General features: G+C 54.7%; 11 protein-coding genes. 6 read left to right on the top strand and 5 right to left on the bottom strand.

All coding sequences use genetic code 11. From position 1 onward, the window contains the following. The first annotated feature begins 204 nt into the window (after nt 1-204). Nucleotides 205-1,827 carry a dienelactone hydrolase family protein gene (locus OEV49_03215; protein MDH3890069.1) on the top strand — a complete coding sequence of 541 codons (1,623 nt, stop codon included), beginning with the start codon at nt 205-207 and terminating at the stop codon, nt 1,825-1,827. 62 nt (nt 1,828-1,889) lie between these two features. Then, the gene (locus OEV49_03210; GenBank protein MDH3890068.1) at nt 1,890-3,113 is read left to right on the top strand and encodes an aldo/keto reductase; all 1,224 of its coding nucleotides are present in this window, start codon (nt 1,890-1,892) and stop codon (nt 3,111-3,113) included. A 433-nt stretch (nt 3,114-3,546) separates the two neighbouring features. Here the strand turns inward: OEV49_03210 and OEV49_03205 are convergent, their stop codons facing one another. Continuing rightward, nucleotides 3,547-5,007 (bottom strand): ABC transporter permease, encoded by a 1,461-nt coding sequence (locus OEV49_03205; GenBank protein MDH3890067.1) that lies wholly within the window; start codon nt 5,005-5,007, stop codon nt 3,547-3,549. Then, nucleotides 5,004-5,732 (bottom strand): ABC transporter ATP-binding protein, encoded by a 729-nt coding sequence (locus tag OEV49_03200; protein MDH3890066.1) that lies wholly within the window; start codon nt 5,730-5,732, stop codon nt 5,004-5,006. The genes OEV49_03205 and OEV49_03200 overlap by 4 nt, the downstream gene beginning before the upstream one ends. Before the next feature lie 527 nt (nt 5,733-6,259). Between OEV49_03200 and OEV49_03195 the strand changes: the two genes are divergently transcribed. Both OEV49_03195 and OEV49_03190 read left to right on the top strand, forming a co-directional pair. Further along, on the top strand, nt 6,260-6,922 hold the full coding sequence (locus tag OEV49_03195) for a hypothetical protein (protein MDH3890065.1): 663 nt from the start codon (nt 6,260-6,262) through the stop codon (nt 6,920-6,922). A 12-nt stretch (nt 6,923-6,934) separates the two neighbouring features. Beyond that, the gene (locus OEV49_03190; protein MDH3890064.1) at nt 6,935-8,320 is read left to right on the top strand and encodes a DUF1570 domain-containing protein; all 1,386 of its coding nucleotides are present in this window, start codon (nt 6,935-6,937) and stop codon (nt 8,318-8,320) included. Nucleotides 8,321-8,339: 19 nt separating this feature from the next. Here OEV49_03190 and larC read toward each other — a convergent pair whose 3' ends face one another. From larC to larE, 3 genes are read right to left on the bottom strand one after another with little or no spacing between them, the layout of a single operon-like run. Further along, nucleotides 8,340-9,521, bottom strand: a complete 1,182-nt coding sequence (gene larC, locus OEV49_03185) for a nickel pincer cofactor biosynthesis protein LarC (protein MDH3890063.1) — start codon at nt 9,519-9,521, stop codon at nt 8,340-8,342. Continuing rightward, nucleotides 9,518-10,276 carry a nickel pincer cofactor biosynthesis protein LarB gene (gene larB, locus OEV49_03180; GenBank protein MDH3890062.1) on the bottom strand — a complete coding sequence of 253 codons (759 nt, stop codon included), beginning with the start codon at nt 10,274-10,276 and terminating at the stop codon, nt 9,518-9,520. The genes larC and larB overlap by 4 nt, the downstream gene beginning before the upstream one ends. Further along, a complete protein-coding gene (larE, locus tag OEV49_03175) occupies nt 10,263-11,132 on the bottom strand; it encodes an ATP-dependent sacrificial sulfur transferase LarE (protein MDH3890061.1) in 870 nt (289 codons plus the stop codon). The genes larB and larE overlap by 14 nt, the downstream gene beginning before the upstream one ends. Nucleotides 11,133-11,793: 661 nt before the next feature. Here larE and OEV49_03170 point away from each other — a divergent pair. Continuing rightward, nucleotides 11,794-14,721 carry a TonB-dependent receptor gene (locus OEV49_03170; GenBank protein MDH3890060.1) on the top strand — a complete coding sequence of 976 codons (2,928 nt, stop codon included), beginning with the start codon at nt 11,794-11,796 and terminating at the stop codon, nt 14,719-14,721. 18 nt (nt 14,722-14,739) lie between these two features. Beyond that, the gene (locus OEV49_03165; protein ID MDH3890059.1) at nt 14,740-17,964 is read left to right on the top strand and encodes a hypothetical protein; all 3,225 of its coding nucleotides are present in this window, start codon (nt 14,740-14,742) and stop codon (nt 17,962-17,964) included. The last annotated feature ends 7 nt before the right edge of the window (nt 17,965-17,971 follow it).

Genomic DNA, 17,971 nt, shown 5'->3' with positions numbered 1-17,971 from the left:
CCCCGAGCGGAGTCGAGGGGTGAACAGCCTCAAATCTCGCTTTGAAAATAAGACATCCTCTGCTGAAACTTCCATAAGTGCCGCCCGTAGAACCATGTAAGCCCCGCAGGTGACAAGAATTAGTTGACATTGAACAAGCATTGGTGTTAGATCGTCAATAGACACAAAGACAGATAGAGTGTTCACCTCATTCGCGGGGTCAGTATGCCTTCACCGCAAACTTTAACCAGAACCATAACGTTGGTTGCGCTGGCCGTTGTTATCGCTGCCGGCAGCACTTTTTCACAGGAATTCACGCTTTGGGGCAACCTTGAACCGGGCCAGTACGGTGTCGGTTTCGAGACCCTCGAACAGTACGACCGGTCACGCACGTTCCGCAGTCCCACCGACTATTTCGGTAACCCGCAGGATGGTCAGACAGCTCGGCCGATCCAGGCCTGTATTTGGTACCCGGCTCAGGCGTCGGACGGCCAGCTACCCATGGTCTACGGCGAGTATGCTTTCCCGTATCCGTCCGACGGCGAGTTTTTCAATCTGGCCTCGGCCATGCATAATCGTGAACTCCGCACGGTAGGCATGTTTTTGCGCGGCAATGCCAACATGCTGAAGGCGATGGACCTTACCCTGATGGGGGTACGAGATGCCGCGTGGGCCGATGGCTCTTTCCCGGTGATTGTATTCCATCCCGGATTTCGTGGCGCCTACTGTCAGAACGTTGTTCTGTGCGAGTATCTGGCCAGTCACGGTTTCGTCGTGATAACGACGCACCCGCTGGGGACCACGGTCAACGACGCCGCAGCCGATCTACGCGATCTGGAAACCAGTGTGCGTGATAAAGAATTCGCGGTCAGCCTGCTCACTCAGCGCCCGGGCGCCGATCTCAGCCGTATCGGTACGCTCGGATTTGCCACCGGCGGACTGGGTGCGTTGATCCATCAGATGCGCAACCCGGGTATAGCTGCGGTGGCTATCATGCAGGGAGACTTTGCGCCCGATGCAGCAAGCGACCAGGGATTGGTCAATCCGTCCATGGATCCGTTGGCGGCCGGCAGACCACTTTTGCATATCCACGTCGGGAGCACTCCGGAAGATTTTCACGACTACATTGACACGCTCCAATATGCGCATCACCATCTGATTCAGCTTGACGGACCCACCGCCCTGGACATGACTTCGTATGGTCTATTGGCCTTGACCGTGCGCGACAGCACCGGACCGCCGCCTGCGGTTACGCGTAATACTTACGAGGCAGCTTGCACCGCTCTCAACAGTTTTTTCAAAGCGCACGTGGACGGCAACGAGAAGGCGGACGATCCGGAGCATGGTCCCAAGTTTATCCAAAGCACGATGGATAGATTCAGCAAGATGGAGAACCCGCCCACGGTGTCCCATCGCCCCGGCGATCCTGTGCCGCCCACCGCCGTGCAGTTCACCCGGATTGTTCGGGAGAATGGTCCCGATGTGGCTGCTGAATTGGTCGAGAAGTTTGACCTCTGCAATCCGGAGCATCCTATACTGCCGGGGCCGAATTTCACGGGCCTCGGCTACGAGTATCTGCAATCCGGCCGGACCGAGCCTGCTTTGAAAGTATTCAAAATGGGTGTCACGGCCTATCCCAACTCGGCAAACGCCTGGGACAGCTATGGTGAGGCCAACTCGGCAAACGGCGAGTTGCATCAGGCTGTCACCTGCTATGAGAAAGCGCTGTCACTTTTAGATTCCGACCCTCGGATTACTCCGGGGTTGCGAGATGCAATAAACACCAATGCGCCTCAGATCATCGCACGCCTAAAAGAACGCATCGCCGAGCAGGATGCCAACCAATAGCACCGGCTTGGTTATGATTACGAGAATAAAGAGTAATATCCGAGATACCCTGGAGAAACACCATGAGTGAGCAAAACTCAGACTTCACCCGGAGGAAATTCATTGCGACCTCTGTCGGCTGCCTGGCCGCCGCGTCTCTGGCCGGCGTCGCGCCCGGTGTAGCCACCGCCGAGGACAAAAAGAGCACAGCGACCAAAGGCAAAATGGTCGAACGCAAACTGGGCAAGACCGGCTTGACCCTGCCGATAGTTTCGATGGGTGCCGGCGCCGCCAACGACCCCGGACTGGTGGTTGCCTGCTACGAAGCCGGGATGCGCCACTTCGACACCGCCGTGTCGTATGCATACGGGCGCAACGAGCAGATGGTCGGACAGGCATTGGCTAAGATGGGCGTGCGCAAGCAGTCCGTCATCGCCACCAAACTGCACACCACCGCCCAACGAGCCTCGATCACCTCGCCTGCCCAATCGAAAAAGATGATGGCCTCCACAATGGAGGCATCGCTCAAGCGTCTCAAGACAGACTACGTTGACATCCTGTACATCCATGACGTTCGCGACGCCGCCACCTGCACCGACGAAGCTATCATGGAAGGCTTAGCGGAGATCAAAAAGCAGGGCAAGGCGCGGTTCATAGGTATCTCCACCCATTCCGACATGGCCAATGTAGTCAACGCCACCACCGACGCAGGTATCTATGATGTTGTTCTGACATCGATCAACTTTACCATGGTCAACGACACCGCTCTCTTGAATGCCATCAAGAAAGCGGCCGACAAAGGGCTCGGTGTTATCGGCATGAAGACACAAGCCGGTGGCGGTAACTTCCCCAACCCGGACACACAGCGGGACTATTCGGGCGAAGTGATCAACTCGGCTGCCTTTAAGTGGGCCATGCGCAACGAGAACATCTGCACCGCTATCACCGGTATCAGCAATCATGACCACATGCGGTTCAACACCGGCTATGCAGCCGATCTCGATATGACAGCCGAGGAATCGAAGTTCCTCGCCGACAACAGTATTATTCTCAGCATGGGTTTCTGTAGTCAATGCCGCCAATGCCTGGCCAGTTGTCCAAAGAACAGTGAGATACCTGATCTGATGCGGACACACATGTATGCCACGCAATATGCCGACTTCGCCAAGGCGAAGAGAACTCTCAAGACAATCCCAAACGGATTGGGACTGGATGCCTGCGCTTCTTGTCCATCGTGCACGGCGTCATGCGCGAACTCGGTGGACATTCCGAAAAAGATCGAGCAGTTGAAAGAGATTTACGCGTAGGGAATTGACGACACCATCGTTGATAATTCAAAGGCAGGAGTCTCAGGCTCCTGCCTGTTTTGTGTGGGCGGTCCGCATTCTGTCATGCCGGACTTGATCCGGCATCCAGTCTTTGACTTGAGTGGTGTTGGGCGACCCCGCCCGTCACAGGCAGACCTTCTTCGCCCGTTTTACACGGAAGATGGATTCCCGCCTGCGCGGGAATGACGGAGGGACGCGGGAATGACGGAGGGACGCGGGTATGACATAGCGCCTGACCGACGTCCTCCTCTGCACCAGATTCATGCTTCGACTTTGTGTGGTCGGCAAGTGGAAGCCACTTGTGGCCGTCCTCGTCTGCCCCAGATATAGTGCCTGGCAGATGTCCACATCTGCCGTGGTTTCATGGTTCGACTCCGCTCACCATGACACGGTCAAGCCGCCCATTTATGGGTCATTCATGCCTTAACGCTGTCACCGGGTCGACTCGGGCGGCGCGACCGGATGGGTACAGACCGGCCAGCACGGCGACTACAACACCAACGGTCAATGCAGCCAGAATCAACCAGAGCGGCATGGCAAACAACTCGACCGGGTCGACACCCTCACGTTCCATTATCGTCCGCGCGATATATGACGCCAGCCGTGCAATCAACCAGCCGAAAACAATTCCCGCCCCGGCGCCGACCAAACCGATGACACCGGATTCGACCAGGAACAACAGCCGGATATCGCGCTCGTCGGCACCGAGCGATTTGAGCACACCGATCTCGCGGGTGCGTTCCATGATCGACATAACCATAGTGTTGACAATGCCCAACGACGCGGTCGTGAGTGCGATCAATCCAATCATGGCCAAGGCCATGTTGAAGTAAATAAAGATGCGTCTAATCTCTGCAAACTCTTCAGCGTAGCTAAAGGCTTCAAAACCCATCGCCTCGACTGAATCGCGCACCGGCTCGTAGGCTGCGGTAGGTTCCAGATCGAGAGTAACGCGGGGGTAGCTTCGGGCAGAGGCGTTATTGTCATCAAGAAAAGCACCGCGTCTGATGGCCGAGATCAGTTCGATCGGATCGGCGGTCAAGCCACCGGCATCCAGTTTGAGCGCAGTGGCCAACGGAATAATCAAAGGTTCTATACTGGTGCGGCCGTGGCGGCGCTCCTTGAGGACGCCACTTATCGTCAGTGTGTCGCTGATCGTTTCCTGGGCGTTCATATAACCGTCGAAAAACCGCTGGGCGGCGGCGCTGAACTCCTGCCGGGCCAATCGTTCAACGAATTCGCCGTTCATGAGTGAATCGAATCTCAAGCCGCGCAGCCGCTCTCTGACTTTGCCGCCTTTGTCGTAGAAAATATGGGCCAGCCCACTGTCGAGACTCGACAGGGAGATCGACAGCACAATCGGTAGGCCGATTGCCGAATCGGCATGTTCGATGCCGACCTGTTCGAGCAGTTCTTCGGTCACGAGAGCTTGATCTGTCGAGTCGGACTCGATTGAATGGCCGGCCACCAACTGCGAGAGCAGCTTCGTTTGCAAGGCGGCGACCGGCAGAGTTTGTGCTTTGGTTTGGGCTGAACTATCCCCTATTTGTACCGTTAATCCAAACGCCTCCAGCGGATAGGCAAGCTTGACGCCCGGGACTTTCGATAGCCTGGTTACAACGGTTTGGTCCAGCACCACTTTGGACGTGTCGCCGTTGGACTCGGTTTGACGCTGCGGATAGACGATGACCGTGGAGAGCAGCCCCAGTTTTTCAAACTGCTCGGTGACCAGTTTCTGATTGCCGGCCCCGAACGAAAGCATCGACACAAAAGCTGCTATGGCGATCACTACACCCGAGACAGTCAAAAACGACCGGAGTTTCATCCGCCACAGATTGCCCAGCGAGATAGCCAACCTGTCATAAGTCGTCATGCTGTCTCCCCCGCCTCCGACTCAGGCGGCACGACGCGGCCGTACTGCATTCGGTATATCTGGTGGGCATGCTTCCTGGCCAGTTCGAGATCGTGCGTGACCATGACCACGGTCAACCCATCTTTGTTAAGTTCGGTCAGGAGGGCAACGATATCGCGGCTGTTTTCAAAATCGAGATTGCCGGTCGGTTCGTCGGCAAAGAGTAGTTGCGGTTGCTTGACCAGAGCGCGCGCGATAGCCACGCGCTGCTGTTCGCCACCGGAAAGATCGGCCGGTCGGTGGTCCAGCCGGTCACTCAAACCGAGCCGTTCGAGTATCTCGGTGGCTTTTTGTTGCCGAGCACGGCGTGGCGTATCGTCGAAATACAGAGCCAGTTCGACATTGCCAAGAGCTGTGCGATGTCCGATCAGGTTGAATGTTTGAAAGACCATGCCCACTCGTTGAGCACGATACTCCGACAGTTCGCGGCGGTTGAGAGATTCCAGGGTGGCTTTGTCGACCACGACCGAACCCGATGTCGGCGTGTCCAGCCCGGCCATCAGATTCAAAACTGTCGACTTGCCGGAACCTGAGGCGCCGACAATACCGACGAATTCGCCGCGATTAATCGAAATGTTCACGTTGTCCACAGCCCGTACTTCGTGCGGGCCGGGTCGATAGTAGCGACAGAGGTCGACGGTGCGGACGAACACAGTGTTGCTCGATTTGGTAGTGTCGTTGGACATTATAGTATATTACGGGAGTTGCGACAAAACGGCTACAATAAATGATGCCAGGACTTCACCCTTCGACTCCGCTCAGGGTGAGGTGGCAAGGCGCGGTCTTGTAGGTCAGGTCCTTTCCGGACCTGACACCATGTCAGGACCACAAGGGTCGTGACCTACTATCTGCGCGTAATGCTATTCGGAGGGCTGGGTAGTGCAAAAGATGCGGCAATTGCCCTGGTCGAGCTGAGCAAACGGTTGAAATAGGGACTCCTTGACAACTCAAAGCGCTTCTGGTATGTTTGTGAGGTTCAAGAGGACATGTTAGGAACTTGCGACAGTCAAAACATTGAAAGTTTTTTGTCAATGTGGAGATGACCTTGTCGATCATTCGGACATGGCTATTCGAGTTCAGACGCGATAGATGCAGGCCAAACAGCCACGAGCCTCGAGGGTGAGCCGTACCCGTGGAGCAAGCAACAACCTTGGTTTATGTTACAGCATGGCCTTAAAGTGGCAAGCAAACGAAGAACGCTGGGAGATGTGTAATGAACAACCCGAAGAACAAGCAAGGCGCCACTGATCCCGAAAGCCCGAAGGGCTCAACGAAATGGCAGGAGAATCTTCTGCCTTTTCTCCAGCGCGTGGTACTACTGCTAATCCTTGCCTTCCTGGTGGTTTCCGCCATTGAAACGTACACCCTGAAGAAACACATATACAACAACAATGCGCAATCACTGCCGGAGTCACTCGCGGCGCTCGACAGTCTTTTCACGAAAGGTCGGCAACTCCAATCGGCCGAGGCCATGAACTGGTACACGCGCGTGGCCCTTGAAGAACAGGCATTAACGAAGCGATACGACCAGGCACGCTCGGTCCTTTTGTTCAGCATCTATACGCGATTCCTGGGTTTTTATACGGGCATGATCCTTGCCCTGGTGGGGACGTTATTCGTACTTGGCAAAATCGAAGATTCCGGCTCAGAAATCGAAGTCGAGGGAGCTTTTGGTAAGGCCATGGCGCAAGGCTCTCCGGGTATTATCATGGCTGTGCTTGGAACCGTGCTTATGCTCACGACAATTGTCAAGGAGTTTGAGATACAGGTCACCGACCTGCCGCTCTTTGTCGGTGACCAGAGCATCGTTATTGAAGAAGCTGATTCCGTACCTATTATCCGCCCGCCGGCGGCCCTGTCAAAGGATGGTGAATAAAGGAGAATCGTGATGGTTTTACTTAAGCAGTCCAAATCTACGACTCATTGTCTTGTGGCTATCATAGTTCTGTTGGCATCGGTAATTGCAGACGCCGACCATGCAAGAGGAGATTCGTGTACCAAAAGCGCCAATGAAGCGTGGGAAGGTGAGCAATACAAACAGACTGTGGAGTTGTTGGCAGATTGTCGAGCAGACGAATTCGGACGAAATCTGGACGTCGATTACATGCTTGCCACGAGCTATTGTAGATTACCCGACACCAAGGACCTTGGCATCGAGTGGTTTAAGTGGATTCTTGACAGGTACGCGCTCGACAACACAACAAAAGAGATAATCGAAAGTGAGATGGAGGAGTGTGGAAAAAGCACTCAGGGCCGATTCAGAGGTCGACACGTCCGCAAGATAATTGCACACATTGCGGGTGGCCGCGCCGCAGGGATCGACTATAGAGGAAAGACATTCTTCAAGCCGGGCGTATCTCCGCTTCGTGGATCGCCACCCGAGTTTGTCGACCCAAGATCGCTCGAAGAGCTTCGAGATCGGATTGTGCCGCTTCGGGACTCCGCCGATGCACTCAAGCGATTGAATGCCGTTCTGGGAGACAGCCAGGACGCGGCCGGGAGCTTCAAAACCGAACATTTTCTGGTGAAGGCAATTGGAATGGGGCATATTAGCGAGTCCCATGTCGCCCAAGTCTTCGAACATGCGTATGTCACCTTGCTCCGACAATTCCAGGTCTCTGAGTTGGATAGCTACATAAACATCTATCTCGCGACCGGCCCCGATATGGTGGTACAACTGGCCCGGGACTTGCACGGTCTCAGAGTGGGCAATGGAACACTCGGTTACTCCTTCCGAGATGACCTTTGCCTGGTGGCATCGGTGGGGTACGAGACAGAATACCTTGGGACAGTTGTGCACGAACTGTTTCACTTGATGCTTCGTTCCAGCTTTGGCGACGTTCCCCCCTGGTTGGACGAAGGACTTGCTTCACTGTTTGAAGTTTCTGAGTATGATGGCCGGGATGTGATCAGAGGTGGACGAAACGAGTGGCGTGAAAATGTGTTGAACGATGGGTGGGAGGACCGTCCCCCCCTCAATGCTCTGGTGCGCATGAACTGGGATCGATTCGACGCCAGAGGAGCGGCCGAACAAGCATCCATTGCGTCATTGAACCAGGCGTATGCGCGGTATTTTCTGATGTATCTTCAGGAAAGAGGAAAGCTGAGGTCGACCTATCAAGCGATACTCCGCCAGACACCTGATTCGTTGAGGCCCAATGAATCATCAGGAGATTTGGTGGCCCGTGTATTGTCGGAGTCGCTAGACCAATCTGTTGACGAGGCTCAGCAAGACTTTGAACAATGGTACAACACAGAAATCCGAGATCGCTGAATACTGATAACCACTCGTTTTAGTTTCTCTCCGTATCATTGGCCACACGTCTGACGTCGTCATAGACCACATCAAGCGGTACGCCCGCACGCCGGGCGGCATCGCGGCAATCATCGTATTCCGGCGCATAGTTTCTCACTCGTTCACCCATCCGGCACACCTTGACCCGAATATCGCCGTAGCTTGTGGACACCGTGATGATCTCGCGCTCCAGCTTTCGACGCTCCATCCTTTGAACGCGCACACCCAGCGAGGTTGTCTGGGCCAGAACGATCTCGATCAAACGGTCGGCATCGTCGGCCGCCGCCAATACTGACAGCATAGTGGCCGGGCGGTTTTTCTTCATCTGAATGGGCGTGAACCAGACATCGAGAGCGCCGGCATCCAATAGTTGCTCGAAAACATAGCCCAGATGCTCACCGGTCATATCGTCGATGTTGCACTCAACCAGCGTTGCCTGATCGGTTTCAAGAGGGGCGGAAGAAGGTGTCCGACGCCCACAGATTACGCGCAGCAAATTCGGTATTTCCAAATCGCGACTGCCTGCGCCGTAACCGGTATTCTCAATGAACATTGGCGGCATCGGTCCGAACTCCCGGACCAACGTTTTGAGTATGGCCGCACCGGTCGGGGTGGTCAATTCTGACCTGATGCCGGTAGAAAAAGTCGGTACACCCTGCAAAATCTCAAGCGTGGCCGGTGCCGGCACCGGAATCTTGCCGTGCTCACACTTCACAAAACCGGTGCCGACGTGGATTGGTGAAGCACTCACCTGGTCGACCCCCAACAACTCAAGCCCTGTCACCGATCCTACAATGTCAATGATGGCATCCAGAGCGCCTACTTCGTGGAAGTGGATCTTGTCGGGCGTGGTATTGTGAACTTTGGCTTCAGCAGCGGCTAATGTCTGAAATATATCCGCGCTGCCGGTCTTAACGTTTTCGGTGAGATCACTTTTCTCGATGATCTCGGTAATATCTCTCAGATGTCGATGAACTTTTTGTTCCTCGGTAATAACCTCGATCTTGGTGCCCGAAATGCCGTTCTTGACCACTTTGTTCGCTTCAAGTTTGAAGCCTGTCACCTTGAGCTTGGCCAATTGGGCCGAGAGTTGGTCCAGACTCAGGCCGGCATCGACCAGGGCACCGAGAATCATGTCTCCGGCCACACCGGCGAAACAGTCGAAGTGGATCGATTTCACTTTTTGACACCCATCAGGTTAGTGACTGCCGCGAAATACCCGGCGCCGAATCCGTTGTCGATATTGACCACCGCGATGCCCGGCGAACAACTATTCAGCATTGACAATAGGGCGGCCAGTCCGTTGAAACTGGCCCCGTAGCCAATCGATGTCGGCACAGCAACCACCGGGCAATCGACCATCCCGCCCACCACTGAGGCCAACGCACCCTCCATACCAGCCACTACCACGACAACATTGGCCTTAAACAGAGTTTCCTTATTGTGTAGCAGGCGATGAATACCGGCAACGCCGATGTCGTAAAGCCGATCAACCGGGTTGCCCATGGCCTCAGCGGTCACGGCGGCCTCATCGGCCACCGGGATATCTGAGGTCCCGGCGCTTACTACCGCGATCTTCTTCTCGGTGCGCGGCTTAGGCAAGGGGCCGGTCAGAATAATCCCGGCCGATTCTTCATACCGAGCCTTCGGATGAGCCGTTTTGACCGCCGCGTACAGATCGGGCTCGGCTTTGGTGGCCATGACAATGCGATCACCGGTGGACAGCTTGTCGATAATCTGGATTACTTGTTCGGTGGTCTTCCCTTTGCAAAAAATCACTTCGGGAAAACCGCGCCTAAGATCGCGGTGGGTGTCAAGCTTGGCAAAGCCAATGTCTTCATAGGGCAGACCTTTTAGCTGCTCCAAAGCCTGATCTATGTCCAAACGCTGGTCCCGGATGCTCTCCAGAAGGTGGCGCAGCTTATTCTTGTCCATGTCGCTCTTTCGGCAAAGATTCGTTCAGGCTGCCGCTCCGAAAACCGAGCAGATCAACCGCTACGTAGCCATATCCGAATGACTTGAATTTCTCAGTGATTTCGCCCGCTCTGGCGCCTGCAAACAGCCTGCCGATATCCTCGACCGGAACTTCGATGCGCGCGACCTCGTCGTGGTCGCGCACGCGCAGGACCGAAAAGCCCAGTGTGCGCAGGTAGTTTTCACCTTGTTCGATACGGGTCAGCTTTTCTTTGGTGATGGGTGAGCCATACGGAATGCGCGACGACAGACATGGCGCCGCCGGCTTGTCCCAGGTGGTCAGGTTTATCTGCCTGGACAGGGCGCGGATATCTTCTTTGGTCAACCGAGCCTCTTTGAGCGGGCTGCTGACTGAGAATTCATCGACCGCCCTGAAGCCCGGACGGTAATCACTGAGGTCGTCAAAATTCGATCCTTCGACCACATTGGCCACACCGAGTTCTTCGGCCAGTTCCGTTAGCCGACCAAACAGCGTTTTCTTGCAATGGTAGCAGCGATCCGGCGGATTGGCCACGAATTCAGGGTCGCACATTTCATCGGTTCGTACAACCAGGTGACGAACGCCGAAGGCTAAAGCAGATGCAGAAGCGATCTCCAGTTCCGACGAAGCCAGTGTGTCTGACTCTGCGGTCACGGCAATGACCTGACTACCGAGCACTTCGGACGCGACTTTTAAGAGGAATGTGCTGTCCACGCCGCCGGAAAAGGCGACAATTACCGACCCATGATCGGCCAAAATCGATTTCAGTCTTTCCAGCTTGTCCATCAACTCACTACTGATCTGGTTGCTCGGTCTATCGGTTCGCTGTTGCGTCATGTCGTTTTTTCCTCAGGTTTTTCGTTCACAGCCTCAAGATACCGGATGAGGCATCTGCGGGCAAGTCCGTATAAGAGCGAGGCAGGGATAGCCGGTACTGCCCAAAAGACGTTGCCCGGTCCGCTTTATTTGTTTGACGGCTTTCCGGCCGTCCGGTTGTCTTTTTTGCGATTAACGGCGTCAGAGTGTGATAAACGGTGATCGCCGTCCGGGGTTTTCGTTGCCTACGGTGGTTGGGCTTCGAATTCTGTGTGGAATGGTTTTCAGGTTGGTCTGAAAAACCACGCCAGGAGGGCTTTTTTCTTAAAACAAAGCGACCCGTAAGTCTGTTTATATGGTAGGAACTTAACGGAGCTTCGCGTCACCGGTTGCCCAAAAGGGCGTGGGGGGCGTGACGTGAGTTCCTGATCGTGGTTGGGAAAGATGAATCTTAGCGAAATTAGAGTAGTTAAAGGGGGAAATTTTAGGCTTTTTTTGATTGACAAGGGTTGGCCGTATAGCGCACCCTTATATGTGCGAAAACTTACTTGTGGATATTTACGACCGCATGGATGTTGGACATATTTTCAAAGGAGGAAGAACACATAAGGAAGTAGCTAATTGTCCGTAACAGGAGCGTACGGAATATTAGAATCACACACAATACAATAGGAGCAATGTAATGAGACTGAAACTAATCCCGATTACCGTTCTTTTGCTGTTTCTGTCGGGCAGTCTTGTGTTCGGATCGGTGGTCGGCAAGATCACTGGTGAGATCACAGACGGCGATAGTGATCAGCCCGTTGTTGGTGCAACGGTAGCGGTGCAGGGCACCGACCTGGGAGGGGTCGCCGATCAGGACGGTGTCTATACTATTCACAACGTACCAGTGGGAGCTTACACACTGGTAATCACCGCCGTTGGTTTTGCCAATGTGGAAATCAGCAATGTCGAAGTGTCGGCCGATCTGGCCAGCTACCACGACATGGCTATGAGTTCCAAAGCGGCTGATCTCGGCACTACGATCAAAGTAACTGCCGAACGTCCGATGGTGATCAAAGACAAAACCACCACAGTGAACATCATCAAACGTGATGAACTACTATCTATGCCGACCCGTGGCATGGAGCAGGTAGTGGGTATTCAAAACAGTGTGGTGCGGGCCAACTCCGGCAGTTTCACTACTCGCAACAGAGGTCAGCGTCCGGGCGCCGAGTCGGCAACCGGTCAGGAACTGAACTTGCGCGGTGGCCGGCCCTCTGAAGTGGCCTACTACGTTGACGGATTCTCCCAGCAGGACCCGCTGACCGGTGCTTCAACGGCCAAGATCAACCAGAACGCCATTAAGGAAATCTCGGTCACTTCGGGCGCCTTCTCGGCTGAGTATGGCCATGTTTCCTCAGGCATCGTCAACGTCGTCACCAACTCCGGTTCCTCCGACTACCACGGCAACGTGGAAGTGGTGACCGACAACGTCCTGAGTGAAAACTACGATCACAACTACTACACCGCCGACATTGGCGGCCCCGTGCCTGGCTTGGAGAATGCCTTCTTCTTCCTCTCGGGCGAGCGCCGTTTCCTGCGCGACAGGACACCGTCCTCTATGACTAAGGACATGCACGAAGCGCAGGGCATGGAATTCGGACTTGACACTCTGTACGAAGACGATCCGCAACGGCTGCCGGCCAACAGCCACAGCGGTTGGTCCTACCAGGGTAAGATCGACTATCGCATGGGACCTAACACCAAGTTGCAGTTTTCGGGCACCGGCTCACAGGACTTCTGGCGCGAGTACCGTCAGCAGTGGGCCCTCAATACCGAACACATGCCGCGATTTGAAGACAAGAACATCGGCCTGAATGCCAAGATCGTGCACACTTTGAATGCCAATACGTTTTTCAATCTGAGCGGATCTTACTTCATGACCGAACGTCTTCGTGGAGACGGCGTCGTGTTCGACGACTATGAAGCTTACGAGCGCCAGTATATCTGGGATGACGGATGGGTCTCCGACGTTAGCAACCCTGAATACGATGAGTACGATCTATTCTGGATTACCGACGAGGACCTCAACGTCTTTTCACGTCCTGACACCACGATCACCGGTACCGACACCGTGATCACTATTGACACGACGGTTGTAAACCGAGATTCATACTACGGCGGATATCTGCATCGCAAGTCGGCCTATATCGGTGTCAAAGGTGACTGGAACAGCCAGGTTGATGAGCGCAACACTCTGAAGTTCGGTTTCGATTTCCAGCGGCACACACTCCGCTATTTCCGGAATCTCGACGCCACCAAGGGTTTTCATGAAAACCGCGTCAATCGCTACGGTTTTGACAGCCTGGGCAATGAGTCGGATGATGAAGGTATCTTCAACGATACTAAACATCCGATCAACCTGGGCACCTATATTCAGGATCGTTTTGAATGGCGTGGCGTTATTATCAACGCCGGTCTGCGCTTTGACTACTTCGATTACAAAACGAAGCGCATCAAAGACTCCATCAATCCTATGATTCTGGGAGATGATGAGAAGAAGATCGACGAAGAAGACCTGGAGGACAGCGAGAAGTTCTATCGGGTGTCGCCGAGGTTGGGAGTCTCCTTCCCGGTCTCAGACGTGACACAGATGTACATGAACTTCGGCAAGTTCTACCAGCGCCCTGACCTGGACAAGCTGTATGTCGGTTACGATTTCTGGGGTGAGCGAGTGGGAGCCGGTTCTTACTTCCCATTTGCCAATCCAGGCCTCAAGCCGGAGAAAACGACTCAGTACGAAGTTGGTGTGACGCATCAACTGGCGGAGAATCTGGCCTTTACTATCGGCGCTTACTACAAGGATATCCAGGACCTGACCCAGATTCATACCGTGGACAGTGTCGGCGGAAATCTCCAGACTTACTCGATCTTCGACAACATCGACTATGGCACAATCAAGGGACTTGATGTGTCGATGACGATGCGTCGGACACGCAATGTGCGTCTGGACCTGAAATACACTCTCAGCTATGCCACCGGTACCGGTTCTTATGCTCAAACCGGGTACGTCATCAACTGGTCGAACCCGAAGGGCACGCCTAAGACCACCAACCCGTTGGCTTACGATCAGCGTCACAACTTCACGGGTCTCTTCGATATGCGCCTGGGTCGCCAGGAGGGTCCGCAGGTCGGTGATGTTTTCCCGCTTGAGAACACCAATCTGAACTTCATCCTCTATGCCGGCAGCGGCACCCCGTACACTCCGCTGTTGATCGATGATGAAGTCACGGAAGCTGCTTTCAAACCTACGCCTCGCGCTGGAGTCAACTCGGCCACCAAGCCTTGGATCTTCCAGCTTGACGTTAAGCTCGAACGTTCGTTCAGGATAGGCAATTACGACTTGATCCCATACGTCTGGGTCAAGAACCTGTTCGACCGCGAAAACGTCATAGGTGTATACGAAGGCACCGGAGAACCGGGAACGACAGGATATCTCGGGACACCGGCCGGCCAGACGGCTGCCGCCTCCGGAGATTATCAAGAGAGATATGAGTTGAAGCAATTCAACGCCACCAACTGGTCCAATCCGCGTATGGTCTTTGTTGGCATGCGTGCGTCCTTTTAACGAATGAGGTATTGGACAATGAAAACAAAACTACTAGCATTTTTGCTGATGTTCATTGTGGCACTGCCGTTGTCCGCGGCTCCGCCATACAAGAAACAAACGCCTGGTTATATGTCGGCATCGGTTGACAATGATACTTATATCAATGTAAACCGGATACTGATGTTCGTCACAAACCATGGTAATTTCGGGCGCGACCTCTCGGGCGTCTTTGGGCTTGATGCCGGGACGTTCTTCCCCTACAGCACCAACGAGGCCATTCAAAGCGGTCTCAGCGCCAATTACTGTCTGTATGCAAGTGGACTTTGGATTGGCGGTAAGGTTCAGGGGCAAACACGCGTCGCCATATCGGAGTATAGCTCCGAATATGTACCCGGCCCGATGCAAAACGGCACCTTCTCGCCCGATAAAGCGGAATACAAGGTGTACAAGTTGTATCGAGACAGCCTGGCCGACAACCCGAACCAGGACTACCTGAACTGGCCTTATGATCAGGGCGCACCGGCCACTACGGACGGTGATGGCAATCAGATCCCCGACATGATCGGTGATCAGATGCTTTGGTCGGTCTGCAACGATGCCGACCCCGACGAACACAATAACGATGCCGGCGAAACAGAACCGCTGGGATTGGAGATTCGTCAGACCACCTTCGGCTTTGACCGTCAAGGTGCCTTGGGTAACATCATCTTCGTTCGGTACCGCGTCTACAACAAAGGCGCGAACACTATCAATAATTGTTACATTTCGCTCTGGTCCGACCCGGATTTGGGTGAATACACAGACGACTTCGTGGGTTGCGACACCAACCTGTCACTCGGTTACGTGTACAACTCGGATGACGACGACGCCGGATTCTACGAGGACAAGGCTCCTTGTACCGGTTACGACTTCTTCCAGGGTCCTCTCATTGAAACCGGTAACAATGCCGACACCGGCCGCATGTGGGGTGAGTTGTGGCCCGGCTATACCAACATGGGTATGGTTTCGTTCAATAAGTACATCAACGGTACCGACCCGAACGACTTCAACGAGACCTACAACTACCAGCAGGGTCTCGACGCCAGTGGCGAACCTTATGTGTACGCCGGCGACACTCTGCTTTATATGCACAGCGGTGACCCGGTGGAAGGAACCGGTGACTTAGACATCGATCCGGCCGACCGTCGCTGGATGCAGTCGACTGGTCCTATCACCTTCGCGCCCGGCGATTCGACCGAGATTCTCGCGGCGATCATTGTCGGTCAGGGTGGCAACCGCTTCGAGTCGATTACCGTCACCAAGGAACTTGACGATTTCGCGCAGCGGGTATACGAGAACAACTTCAACCCGCCACGCCCACCGGCCAAACCGATTGTAGCGCCTACCCATTGGCCGGAAGAAATCGTCCTGACCTGGGACGACATTTCCGAACGTGAACCGGGCGATTTCGCCTTTGAAGGTTACTCGGTCTGGCAGGGTGATGGTCCTACCGGCCCATGGACGCTGTTGAAGACCTTCGACCTGGCCTCAACTACTGAGTTGGCCTTGATCGACTCCGTTCGTGATCCCGATGCCGGTCTGGTTATTCCGTGGATCAGAAGAGCCCTGACCAACCAGGGACTGGAGTATAAGTACCACATTACTGAGGACAAGGTCAACGGTGGCCCCTTGAGAGAGCAGAAGACCTACTATTTCCGGGTGACTGCTTTCTCTTTCAGTTTCTGGCAGTTCTTCGAGAACGGCGACAGCGCCCGTGTCCCCAATGCGGACAGATTGCTCGAAAGCCAGACTGTAATGGCTATCATTCCGCAACCGCCGCCGGCCGGAGAGCATACCGACTTCGGGCCGGTGGATACTCTTCCTGTGGTCCACACAACGGGACCGTCTCAGGGTAGAGTATATCCAATCGTTACCGATCCCAGAAATCTCACCGGGCATACCTACCAGGTGGTCTTTGACACCCTGGCTGACGGTACCCCCTTCTGGAACCTGGTGGATGCTACCTTGGGCGAGGTGGTCATGGACAGCATGTTTGACCAGTCCGGCGCTCCGGGTTTGCGCATCGTTGACGGCATGTACCTCGATGTTCTGGGTGCAGCGGTCGACTTCCTGAGTTTCCAGGTGGTGGCGAACGGCGCCGGTGACCTCGACCCGCCGGTGGCCGGCGCACTTGATTTCGGCGGCTTCCCGACCGGCGTCGATGCCGACGGCGTAGCCCTCCGACCTGATGAGACTCAGCAGGTCGGCGACGGTATGTGGGGCTTCCACACGGCTGACAACGGCGGTTCGTCCGGCGGCGGAGAGCGGGGTGGTTATTCCGCCTTCCTGTCTCGCGCCACTCGTGACGGCGCCAATTTTGATGTCATCGGCTCTTTCGACTATGAAATGCGCTTCACCGGCGACAACGCCACGCCGGGCACCGGCGGCAGTTACGCCATTGAAGCCTTCAATGATGACAATGTCTTTTGGGTACCGTTTGAATTGTGGAACATCGGTATGGACACACCCGATGACCCCAGTGACGACGTCCGCCTGTTCCCGCTTATAATCGACGATGGCGATGACAACACCTATAACCTCGAATCATGGGGAACTGCCGCCAACGGTGGCGGTGATCTTGAGCACTCGGTGTCGGGCGCTGACAACGATCCGTTCACCGATTGGGTCTATTGGTATACCCCGACCGACATGTCACCGGGTGAAGCCGGATACCTGGAAAACGAAGCCGATTTTCTCGGTGCGAAAACGTACAATTTCTTGGCTGACGAAGTCCTGGCTCGGACCGTCCTGGTCAGTTGGAACGGTGGCGATGCGCCGCCATTCACGCAGGATCTGCCCGAACAAGGCACTGTGTTCCGCTTAACGACAACCAAGCCGAACACACCTCTGGATACCTTCACGTTCGTCGCTTCGGCGCCGACGATGGTTGCAGCGGAATCCGAACTGGATAACATCAAGGTCGTGCCGAACCCGTTCTACCTGTTCGGTCCCTACGATCAGGCGGTTGGCGCTTACGAAATCAGGTTCCATAACCTGCCGGCTGAGTGCACAATCACCATATACAATTTGGCTGGTGAGTATATCCAGACCCTGGAGAAGGACGACGCAGCTACCAACTTCGCCACGTGGGACGCTCTGACACAGAACGAACTACCTGTGGCGTCGGGTATCTACCTGTGGGTGGTCGATGCACCCGGGTTCGGACAAAAGATCGGTAAAATGGCAGTCTTCACAGAAGTCGAAGTTCTGAAGACTTACTAGGCGAAAG

The sequence above is a fragment of the Candidatus Zixiibacteriota bacterium genome (assembly GCA_029860345.1).
GTDB lineage: Bacteria > Zixibacteria > MSB-5A5 > GN15 > FEB-12 > JAJRTA01.
The sequence above is the reverse complement of the archived record's forward strand: the minus strand, read 5'-3'. Positions and strand labels throughout refer to the sequence as shown.

Coding starts and splice junctions, on each gene's coding strand:
- larB (MDH3890062.1), bottom strand. CDS start 10,276: ATGGACAAGAATAAGCTGCGCCACCTTCTGGAGAGCATCCGGGACCAG.
- OEV49_03190 (MDH3890064.1), top strand. CDS start 6,935: ATGGTTTTACTTAAGCAGTCCAAATCTACGACTCATTGTCTTGTGGCT.
- OEV49_03170 (MDH3890060.1), top strand. CDS start 11,794: ATGAGACTGAAACTAATCCCGATTACCGTTCTTTTGCTGTTTCTGTCG.
- OEV49_03210 (MDH3890068.1), top strand. CDS start 1,890: ATGAGTGAGCAAAACTCAGACTTCACCCGGAGGAAATTCATTGCGACC.
- larE (MDH3890061.1), bottom strand. CDS start 11,132: ATGACGCAACAGCGAACCGATAGACCGAGCAACCAGATCAGTAGTGAG.
- OEV49_03205 (MDH3890067.1), bottom strand. CDS start 5,007: ATGACGACTTATGACAGGTTGGCTATCTCGCTGGGCAATCTGTGGCGG.
- OEV49_03165 (MDH3890059.1), top strand. CDS start 14,740: ATGAAAACAAAACTACTAGCATTTTTGCTGATGTTCATTGTGGCACTG.
- OEV49_03215 (MDH3890069.1), top strand. CDS start 205: ATGCCTTCACCGCAAACTTTAACCAGAACCATAACGTTGGTTGCGCTG.
- OEV49_03200 (MDH3890066.1), bottom strand. CDS start 5,732: ATGTCCAACGACACTACCAAATCGAGCAACACTGTGTTCGTCCGCACC.
- OEV49_03195 (MDH3890065.1), top strand. CDS start 6,260: ATGAACAACCCGAAGAACAAGCAAGGCGCCACTGATCCCGAAAGCCCG.